The 9,580-nt window shown below is 42.1% G+C and carries 11 protein-coding genes and 1 pseudogene; 8 read left to right on the forward strand and 4 right to left on the reverse strand.

Translation table 11 applies throughout. The features are described 5' to 3' along the window. The 4 genes and pseudogenes from SD31_RS09215 to SD31_RS09230 all read right to left on the reverse strand — a co-directional run. Positions 1-460, reverse strand: a pseudogene (locus tag SD31_RS09215) (phospho-sugar mutase); the annotation flags it as partial. A gap of 71 nt (positions 461-531) precedes the next feature. Continuing rightward, positions 532-1,173 carry a hypothetical protein gene (locus SD31_RS09220; protein WP_039053909.1) on the reverse strand — a complete coding sequence of 214 codons (642 nt, stop codon included), beginning with the start codon at positions 1,171-1,173 and terminating at the stop codon, positions 532-534. Beyond that, positions 1,170-2,045, reverse strand: coding sequence for an SDR family oxidoreductase (locus SD31_RS09225; protein ID WP_039053910.1), 876 nt, complete (start codon positions 2,043-2,045; stop codon positions 1,170-1,172). The genes SD31_RS09220 and SD31_RS09225 overlap by 4 nt, the downstream gene beginning before the upstream one ends. A 1-nt stretch (position 2,046) precedes the next feature. Continuing rightward, positions 2,047-2,814 carry an enoyl-CoA hydratase/isomerase family protein gene (locus tag SD31_RS09230; RefSeq protein ID WP_039053911.1) on the reverse strand — a complete coding sequence of 256 codons (768 nt, stop codon included), beginning with the start codon at positions 2,812-2,814 and terminating at the stop codon, positions 2,047-2,049. A 243-nt stretch (positions 2,815-3,057) separates the two neighbouring features. Between SD31_RS09230 and SD31_RS09235 the strand changes: the two genes are divergently transcribed. From SD31_RS09235 to SD31_RS09255, 8 genes are all read left to right on the forward strand, one after another. Continuing rightward, entirely contained in the window at positions 3,058-3,549 is a 492-nt protein-coding gene (locus SD31_RS09235; RefSeq protein ID WP_082021892.1) for a sigma-70 family RNA polymerase sigma factor, read from the forward strand. A 51-nt stretch (positions 3,550-3,600) separates the two neighbouring features. Then, positions 3,601-4,350 carry a hypothetical protein gene (locus SD31_RS09240; protein WP_039053912.1) on the forward strand — a complete coding sequence of 250 codons (750 nt, stop codon included), beginning with the start codon at positions 3,601-3,603 and terminating at the stop codon, positions 4,348-4,350. A gap of 101 nt (positions 4,351-4,451) precedes the next feature. Beyond that, entirely contained in the window at positions 4,452-4,673 is a 222-nt protein-coding gene (locus SD31_RS16610; protein ID WP_156138293.1) for a hypothetical protein, read from the forward strand. Further along, the gene (locus SD31_RS15315) at positions 4,648-5,427 is read left to right on the forward strand and encodes a TonB-dependent receptor plug domain-containing protein (RefSeq protein ID WP_052258875.1); all 780 of its coding nucleotides are present in this window, start codon (positions 4,648-4,650) and stop codon (positions 5,425-5,427) included. Before SD31_RS16610 ends, SD31_RS15315 begins: the two co-directional genes overlap by 26 nt. Further along, positions 5,321-7,564, forward strand: a complete 2,244-nt coding sequence (locus SD31_RS09245) for a TonB-dependent receptor domain-containing protein (RefSeq protein WP_156138294.1) — start codon at positions 5,321-5,323, stop codon at positions 7,562-7,564. Before SD31_RS15315 ends, SD31_RS09245 begins: the two co-directional genes overlap by 107 nt. Before the next feature lie 2 nt (positions 7,565-7,566). Beyond that, on the forward strand, positions 7,567-8,337 hold the full coding sequence (locus tag SD31_RS15320; protein ID WP_052258878.1) for a RagB/SusD family nutrient uptake outer membrane protein: 771 nt from the start codon (positions 7,567-7,569) through the stop codon (positions 8,335-8,337). 224 nt (positions 8,338-8,561) lie between these two features. Then, positions 8,562-8,999, forward strand: coding sequence for a RagB/SusD family nutrient uptake outer membrane protein (locus SD31_RS15325; protein ID WP_052258880.1), 438 nt, complete (start codon positions 8,562-8,564; stop codon positions 8,997-8,999). A 6-nt stretch (positions 9,000-9,005) separates the two neighbouring features. After that, positions 9,006-9,580 (forward strand): DUF4843 domain-containing protein (locus SD31_RS09255; RefSeq protein WP_039053913.1); only part of this gene is annotated, 575 nt, incomplete at its 3' end.

A 9,580-nucleotide genomic window follows, 5' to 3' on the forward strand; every position in this document is an offset into this window, starting at 1 on the left:
GATTATGTGAAGCTGTCAACATCACGCCGGCATGGCAACTGTAATGTCTTACGGCAAAAGAAAGCATAGGCGTAGGACGCAGCTGCTCAAATAAAAAGACATGGATACCATTAGCCGAAAAGACATCGGCAACCAGATGGCCGAAACCTTGCGAATTGTTGCGGCTGTCGTACGATACCGCAACCTTGATCTGTTCGTTCGGAAATTGCTTTTTAAGATAATTGGAAAGTCCTTGTGTGGCTTTTCCAATAGTATATTTATTCATGCGGTTGGAGCCTACGCCCATTATTCCTCGCAGTCCTCCCGTTCCAAATTCAAGCTCTTTATAGAAAGCGTCTAACAGTTCTGATTCCTGGTTGTCGTCAATCAGCTTTTGAACTTGTGCGACTGTTTCTTCATCATATTCATTAGTCAACCAACTATCAATACGAGATTGGGTCTCTTTATCCAATATACTCATGACCTTATTTTTCTTTTTCGATACAAACTAAACAATAAAAATAGATTTCTTCGATTTATAGAACGAAAATTTTATGCATCGCACCCTGCATAGGCTCGATCCAATGTTGTGACGTACCATTTACCTTGGTATTTTCTCACATGAAAGATTAGCGGTTCTGTGGTTGTCAATATCACACGATAGCTTTCTTGCTCTCCTTTTTCCAATATCACAAGGTCTTCCTCCGAAAATTTATCTTCATCAAATTCATCTTCAAAAGCCGCAATATTGGATAGCTGGTTAGGATGTGATGTGGTATCGCAGAAAAAGCCTGTCTTATCCCATTTTTCTGTTCCACAGTCGAAAGTAGGAAGCTTCTCATAGGTCAACACATAATCATACGTTATGTCTGGATAATCAAACACTTCGGGCACAGGCCTCGAAAAATCAAGGCTATCAAGGCGAACGAAAGTATCGGCAGCTCCTGGCCTGTAGATGATATAAATACCTAGGTCAGGATGTATCAACGCATTAGCTTTTGCATTGTCCTTGCTAGCATAAGCTCTTACAAAACGGGTAATGACATCCGAAAGCTCATTATGCTCTTCTACCGTTTGAGGTGACACCACAGTCACAGAATCCTTTTTCTCCTCCTGACTTTTATTTCCTTTCTGGTTACACGCACCAAGTACAAAACTTAATATAGAAAGTCCTACTATCCAGTTTTTTATCATTTTATTCTATTGTTTTGACGTATTGTACGTTCTATCTGATCCCACATTTCGGCGGTAATAGCCTCCATACCGTTCATCTGACCGGCACCTTGCAACCATTCTCCTCCGTCGATGGTAATGATTTCCCCATTGATATATGTTGCAAAATCCGACACCAAAAATGCGGCCAAATTTGCTAATTCCTGATGTTCTCCCACACGTTTTAAAGGAACTCTATTTTTAAAATCAAACTTTTCGGCTAGATCTCCCGGCAGCAGTCTGTCCCATGCCCCCTTTGTCGGGAAAGGTCCCGGAGCGATAGCGTTGCTGCGAATGCCATACTTCCCCCATTCGGCGGCCAGTGAGCGCGTCAGGGTCAAAACTCCCCCCTTTGCTACTGCCGACGGTACGACATACCCTGAACCCGTGAAAGCATAAGTCGTTATGATATTCAAAATGTTGGCCGGCAGCTTTTTTTCGATCCATTTTTTGCCGAACGTCAAAGAACAGTTGACCGTCCCCTTCAGCACAATGTCAATGATCGTAGAAAAAGCATTGGCCGACAGCCGCTCTGTCGGAGAAATGAAATTTCCGGCGGCATTGTTGACCAATACATCCACAGCACCAAAATTATCTACACTTTCGGCATACAGCCTTTCCACCTCTTCAATGTTCCGAACATCACAGCTTACGGCCAATACCGAATTATGGGTCTTCTCCTCGATTTCTTTGGCCGTGTTTTTCAGAACCTCCAGTTTCCTGCTTGTAATGACAATATTTGCTCCTAACTCCGAAAAGTAAGTCGCCATAGCCTTGCCCAAGCCTGTTCCTCCTCCCGTCACCACGACAGTTTTTCCCTTAAGGGCATTTTCCTTTAACGCTCCCTGTACCATGTTAATTCTTTTTATGGGTAAGATTATCGATTATTGTCTTCATGATGGATCGCGTAGTTGGACGCCACCATTGTTCCAATACTTGATTGACCACTTCCGTCTGGTCCTTAGAAAACTCTTCGATAAGCTGACTTCTGAGGTTCAGCTTTGAAGACCTCCAAGACTGCTGTTCATATTGTGTCAATGATTTGATTTTCTTTGCGGCAGCATTCTGTATACGGTTGAACGCCACCACTTCATCCACCAATCCTATTTCCAGAGCCTCCAAAGGCTTGAACAGCTTACCTTCCAACAGATTTTGATAAGCTTTTCCTTCCCCTATCCAAAAGCTGTATAGACGGAAAATGCTGTAAGGAACAACAATCCCTACCGGTATTTCGTTGAGACCGATGATAAAATCGCCGTCCGCCATAATGCGATAGTCCGAACATAAGGCCAATACACAGCCACCAGCAGGACTATGACCTGTAATCGCCGACACCACGGGCTTAGGAAATGCCACCAGCTGAGCCACCAAAGCGATAAACGCATTCCAAAAATCCCTCATTTGCGCTTCGTCATATTGATAAAGTGTAATCAAATCCAGACCTGAGGTAAAAAAATTCTCTTTTCCACTGAGAATCAATCCCTCCACGGAAGTGTCTCGAGCAGCCTCCTCCAAGGCTTGTGCTATTTCTTGAATCATCTCCAGATGCATAGCATTAGACTTGCCTCGGTCCAGCATAAGATGATAAATATGATCGTCGATTTTGGTTCTGATAAAGTCCATAAGTTTATAATTTTTATACAAAATACATAAATTTTAGCAATTAGTCCCGCTCTTCATTCCCTATACAAAACATATCGTTTTACAAAAAATGAAAAATTAAACTAATAATTTTTGAATTTTATTTACCTAATTTCCAATTTTTTATATTTTAGCTAGCCAAACCAAAAAATGTCAGCGAAAAAAATAAAATGAGGCCCAACTGATTCCTCTTTTGAAAAAAGGGGATGGCAGTGCTTTTGCCTCATTTATGAATATTACGCCCCTGTGTTATGGAGCTTTCTCGAAAAGTTTAACCTCCCTCATGTCGACATTGAAGACAGCATTCAAACCACCTTTATCAAGCTATGGGAGAACAAAGAGAAAATCGAAGAAGGAAAACCGTTAAAAAACTTCCTCATGACGCTGGCTAAAAATGACCTCTACAACAAGGTGAAACGTAATATCATCGCGCAGAAGTACCTCAACAACCTTATTCCGGAAGAAGAAACGGAAATGGACAATTCCAAGGAATTGCAAATGATACTACTTAGAATTCTGGAAAGCCTTCCCGAAAAAAGGGCTACCGTTTTCCGGATGAGCCGTCTGGAAGGTCTTAAAAACGATGAAATAGCCAAAGAGCTGGGCATTTCCAAAAGTACCGTAGAAAATCATATCAACAACTCCTCTTCCCTCATTAAAAAGATTTTAAAAAACTTGGGATTCAACTTGTTGTGTCTTTTTTCATTTTTTTCTTAGGTGCAAATCCACTTTCGATTGTATAGTGTATAGATAGCAAAGAAAGAAAACGTGGAAAAACAACTGTTGGATAGATATTTTTCCAATCAATGTACGGAAAAAGAGAAGGAGCTTGTAGAAAATTGGATTTTAAACAAAGATAACCAAGCCCCATTTGAGCAGTATATCCAAGACCGCTGGGACACTTTCGATATAGCAGAAACTGTTACTTCCACGCCGGTGTTTTCGCTCAGAAAAACCTTACTTAAAGTCGCTGCCGTAATTGCAGTTTTAGGTTTTACAGGTTTACTTTCCAATAAAACACTGAATAACAACCGTATTGATACAAAACATTTACATGTAATAAACACATCTACCAAACCATTAACCCCGGAAACGGGACCTAGTACTTCTCCTCAAAAGGGAGAAGTACTTTTTTTGCCAAAAGAAGAAAAGAAAGTCATTGCCAAAACAAAAACTATCAGTAAACCTAACCTTCAAAACCAAGACCATAAACCTTCAAAAGATGATAGTGTAAAGGTAGCTTCGCTAAAGGCAACAAAAATCCAGAATATAAAAATAAACGAAAAGCTACTAAGCGAATTGAGTTCACAGATAGACTCGAATAAGCTTGTACTAACCATGAATATGAACGAGGAGCGGTTTAAAGAAATTTCTACCCTTCTAAAAGACAAATATCACATTGTCCTAGTGCCTGTATCCGAAGGAGGAGAGAAAAATCTGTATGCCGCAAGATTTGAAAAAACCGAATATCGCAGATTTATTGAAAACCATGCAAACAAAAATGGCTTTTACTTATGATTTGAAAGACTCTGTCTTGTTTATTAACCTATAATCTGTCATCAATCTACAAAGATTGTCCTCATATAATCACCTAAACAAAAACCTAAACAGTATTACGAATGAACAAACTATTCAAATCGAGAATTGGAGGAAGTGTTTTAGCCGTAACATTGCTATCCTCTTCCCTTTTGGTTCCCGAACGTCTTTACAGTCAAGTTCCTATGACGCAGGTAAAGGCAATGACAAAAATTATAGGAATTGTCCTAGACGAAAACAAGGTTCCTATTCCTAATGTGTCGGTAACTGTAAAGGGCGATGCAAAAACAGCTAACTATCTCTAATGACAAAGGAGAATTTATTATCTCTCCTACGCAAGACAATGTAACTTTAGTGTTCAAAAGTGTGGGCTACGCCACCAAAGAAGTGGTGGTAAACGAAAAGACAAAGCTGCCTTTGGTAGTAACCCTACTATCTGCAAATGAAAAAATCGACGAAGTGGTGGTTACTGGTTATAGCAGACGTTCGAAAGAAAGCTTCACGGGCAGTGCCTCGACTTTTTCTAAAGAAGACCTATTACGTGTAGGAAACAAAAACGTGCTGCAAAGTCTCCAAAATCTAGACCCTTCTTTTGTGTTGTCCGAAAACCTATCCTTAGGATCAAACCCTAATGCTTTGCCGGAAATACAGCTTCGCGGACAAACGGGTCTTGACGACATCCGCGGGGAATATTCGGGCAACCCCAACGAACCTTTGTTTATCCTTGACGGTTTCGAAGCGAATCTGCAGAAAATCTTCGACCTCGACATGAACCGCGTGGCATCTATCACCATCCTGCGCGATGCTGCCGCAAAAGCTATCTACGGTTCGAAAGCCGCCAACGGCGTCGTGATCATTGAGACTATAGTCCCTGCAGAAGGAGCTATGCGTGTCTCCTACAACGCCAATTTCAACATCGAAGCGCCGGATTTAACCTCTTACCATCTAGCTAATGCCAGAGAAAAGATTGCAGGTGGAGCTCAATGCCGGTCGCTACACCTCATCCCAGCCGGTTTATCAACAGCATCTGAGAGAACAATACAATGCCATCCTTGCTGACATAGAATCCGGAGTAGACACCTATTGGCTTTCGCAGCCACTGCGTGTAGGCTTGGGCAACAAACATACCTTAATGCTGGAAGGCGGTTCTCCTTCCTTACGCTATGTGGTAGACTTCTCCTATAACAATAATATCGGCGTGATGAAAGGATCCAACCGTCAAAATACTGGAGGCTCAGTCAACTTATCATATCGCAGTGGAAAATTCAACTTCCGTAATATTTTAAGTGTCAATTTCAACAAATCAAACAACTCACCATATGGTTCCTTCTCGGAATATACCTCTCTCAACCCATATTTCTCTCCATATGATGAATATGGAAATATGAAAAAAATCTTAGGAAACTATACGGCCACACCTAGCAGCTCGCCTTTCTATTATTATAATCCGCTGTATAATGCAACTCTCAACACCAAAAACTTCTCTAAATACAACGAAATCACGGAGAACTTCTATGCGGAATGGCAGGCTACTTCGGCGTTGAGGCTTACTGCACGTGTGGGCTTTACCTATAATGGCAACAACGCTGAAATTTTCCTTCCTGGCGACCACACACAGTTCGCCACTTGGACAGGAGAAAACTATTTCAAACGTGGCTCCTACTATATGAGCGATGGCGAAAGTTCCTCGCTAAGTACAGACGTCATCGCCAACTACACCAAGATGTTTGGCAAGCACCAACTCTTACTTAATGCCGGATGGAACCTCGCTTCCTTCGACTCACAAACTCACGGCATGACAGCATGGGGATTCCTCAACAACCGCGTAGATTTTATCACCTTTGCCAAACAATACGAAGAAAATGGTGTTCCTTCCGGCTCAGAAAGCATTCGCCACGAAGTGGGTATAGTATCTTTTGCTAACTACTCGTACGACAACCGCTACTTGGCAGACCTCAGCTACAGGACCAATGCCTCTTCTGTCTTCGGAGCCAACAACCGATGGGGTAACTTCTGGTCTTTCGGCTTGGGCTGGAACATCCACAACGAAAGTTTCTTGAAAAACAACAAAACCATCAATCAATGGAAATTGCGTGCTTCTTTGGGTTCCACAGGTAGCCAGAACTTCAGCCCTTACCAAGCTATGGCAACCTACTCTTTCTTTACACAAAGTACATATGACAACATCGCAGGTGCGTTCCTGAAAGCTTTAGCCAACAACGACCTTAAATGGCAGGAAAAATTCGATTATAATGTGGGTACGGATTTCCGCCTGTTCAACCGTATCAACGGTCGCTTCGACTACTATATTAGCAACACGAACAATCTGTTGATAGACTTTTCTTTACCTCCTTCTACCGGTTTTGCTTCCTATAAAGAAAACCTTGGCAAGGTGCAAAACCGCGGCTTCGAAGGATCTCTTAACTATGTAGTCTACAACAAGCCTCAAGCACAGTCTTATTTTGCTCTCTTCGGAAATTTTGCCACCAACAAAAACAAGCTTTTGACAATTTCTGATGCGTTGAAACAAATCAACAAAGAGCAAGACGAACTGGGACAATCTGAAACACTGTATTTACCGAAAATACGGTATGAAGAAGGCAAGTCGGTAAACGCTATATGGGCAGTACCTTCATTAGGTATAGATCCTATCACTGGTAGAGAAGTGTTCCTGAAGAAAGATGGATCACAAACATACGTTTGGAACGCTGACGACCAAATCGCGGTAGGAGTTACCGATCCTAAGCTACGCGGAAACTTCGGATTTAACATGGAATACAAAGGCTGGGGGTTGAGCACATCCTTCCGTTATACTTTAGGAGAAGATTATTACAATTCTACGCTGATTAGCCGCGTGGAAAATGTAAATGTAGCATATAATGTGGATACCCGCGTGTTGAACGACACCTGGCTGAATCCCGGAGATCAGGCCGTTTTCAAAAGGATTACTGCCTCCCCGACAAAGACAAATCCTACCTCTCGCTTCTTACAGAAAAAGTCGGATTTGACCTTGTCCTCTATCAATGCCTATTATGATTTCAAATGGAAAAATCTAGCCAAATATCATCTTAAGAACCTGAAAGTAGGTTTCTACATGTCTGAAGCTTTCGTCCTATCGACTGTAAAGACCGAACGCGGAACAGATTATCCATTTGTCAAGAACGTTTTCTTTCATCCCTTCAAATCCACCTTCTAATCATGATAAAGCATAAATTTCTATATATACTATTAGCAGCAGGCCTTCTACTCAACACCAGTTGTGAGAAATGGCTGGACGTGCAGCCTAAATCGCAGGTAAAGGCGGATGAGCTCTTCGAAACGGAAGCCGGTTTCAAAGAAGCGCTAGCCGGAGTCTATACTATCCTTACTGACAAAGCTCTCTATGGAAGGGAACTTACCTACGGCATGATGGGGGTCTTGTCCCACGAATGGACAAGCTACTCCACTACTTACAAAGATGATGGCGAATATAATTATCAATCATCTTTAACTAAGGCTCGCGTGGACGCTATATGGAACAATATGTACAAAGCTATCTCCAATGCCAACATGATTTTGGAGAATATTGATTCCAAAAATGTATTCACCGGAGACAACAAAGCTATCATCAAAGGAGAAGCTTTGGCTTTGCGTGCTTTTGCGCATTTTGACTTGCTGCGCTGTTTCGGAGTTAACTATATTACAAACCCTAACCAAAAAGCTATTCCTTACGTCGAGCAATACTCCTCCAAACAGACCAAGCAATATACAGTAGATGAAGTTTTGGGCAAGATTATTACGGATCTCCAACAAGCGGAAGAGCTGCTCAAAGTTGACCCTATCTTTACAGGCAGAACAGTAACCGAAGTTGAAGACCGCGGCTATTTGATAAACAGACAACTGCACTTGAATTATTATGCCGTCAAAGCGCTGATGGTAGAGTATACCTATACAAAGGAGATTACCAAAATGCCAAAGCGGCAGCCCTAAGTGTAGTTAACAGCAACAAATTTACTTTCTCCACACAAAAGAACATTGCTGATAAGGTAGATTTATCGGGAGCTCCTGAGCACATTTTCGCCCTTCAGATTAACACTCTGCATCAGGATGCCATTACTCACCTTACACAAAGTGGCTCCGGCCCTATCTTTTCTTTAGGCGCATCAACCGCAGAAGCTTATTTCGGAGCGCAGTTTACCAACGACTACAGATATATGTATCTACTGGCTGACGGCACACAGGCCAACGCCACACAAAAGTACACGCTGAAGTTCTCGGAGCCTGCGACGAACAACTCTATCAGCAATCCCGAATATTTCCGTCAAAAGATGCCTATCATCAAACTGGCAGAGATGTACTTCATACTCGCCGAATGTGCCGAACACGAAAACACGGATCCGTTGCAATATATGAATAAAGTGCTTACAGCTCGCGGCCTCACGGGATTAACGAGCTATGCCGATTTCCGATCGCTGATGACCAACGAATTCCGAAAAGAATTCTTAGCTGAAGGACAGCTGTTTTACTACTTCAAACGCACCAACCAAGAACATATTCCAAACTATTCGGAAAATATGGTTGCCACAAAAAACTATACTTTCCCTATACCAGACTCGGAATACGAATTTGCTGATCGTGAACCTAACAAATAAGAAAATATGAGATCGATATACATATATTTAGTCGCAATAATAGCTTTATCCGGCTGTAAAAAGAATGAGGATTTTCTTTTTGATCCGAACGTTAAAGAAATAAATCTATGGTTTGGCAATGCCAATGCGCCTTCCGATAGTACGTCGTACAACTTCGCTTATATTCTCAGCGGAAAAGACTCGGTAATGTTCAACTACAGACTGATGGGCTATCCGCTGGATAAAGACCTAGACTTTGAGCTGGAAGCTGTGGACGGCGACACCGACAAAGTACAATACGAATTTGGGAAATACACCATCAAAGCAGGGCAATACCAAGGTTCTTTCCCTATCTACTTTTTCAAGCCGGAAGGTTTTAGCGAGTTTACCGAAACACCGGGAAGGATAAGATTCCGCCTGAAAGAATCCAATGAGCTCAAAGCTGGGGTAAAAGAACTTAGCACCCTCAACATTAAGCTTCAAAACGGCTTAGTGATGCCAGAACATTGGAACACGCAAGTTCTTTATTACCTGCGCCTCAGCACCTATTTCGGTACATACAGCACCGTAAAACACACCTTGCCGCTAACTTGGATCAGCAA

It is taken from the genome of Sphingobacterium sp. T2 (assembly GCF_000814685.1).
Classification (GTDB): Bacteria; Bacteroidota; Bacteroidia; order Sphingobacteriales; family Sphingobacteriaceae; genus Sphingobacterium; species Sphingobacterium thermophilum.

Bases quoted from the DNA above. Each gene is read 5' to 3' on its own strand.
- SD31_RS09220 (WP_039053909.1), bottom strand. From the start codon at position 1,173: ATGATAAAAAACTGGATAGTAGGACTTTCTATATTAAGTTTTGTACTT.
- SD31_RS09225 (WP_039053910.1), bottom strand. From the start codon at position 2,045: ATGGTACAGGGAGCGTTAAAGGAAAATGCCCTTAAGGGAAAAACTGTC.
- SD31_RS09230 (WP_039053911.1), bottom strand. From the start codon at position 2,814: ATGGACTTTATCAGAACCAAAATCGACGATCATATTTATCATCTTATG.
- SD31_RS16610 (WP_156138293.1), top strand. From the start codon at position 4,452: ATGAACAAACTATTCAAATCGAGAATTGGAGGAAGTGTTTTAGCCGTA.
- SD31_RS15315 (WP_052258875.1), top strand. From the start codon at position 4,648: ATGCAAAAACAGCTAACTATCTCTAATGACAAAGGAGAATTTATTATC.
- SD31_RS09245 (WP_156138294.1), top strand. From the start codon at position 5,321: ATGCCAGAGAAAAGATTGCAGGTGGAGCTCAATGCCGGTCGCTACACC.
- SD31_RS15320 (WP_052258878.1), top strand. From the start codon at position 7,567: ATGATAAAGCATAAATTTCTATATATACTATTAGCAGCAGGCCTTCTA.
- SD31_RS15325 (WP_052258880.1), top strand. From the start codon at position 8,562: ATGTATCTACTGGCTGACGGCACACAGGCCAACGCCACACAAAAGTAC.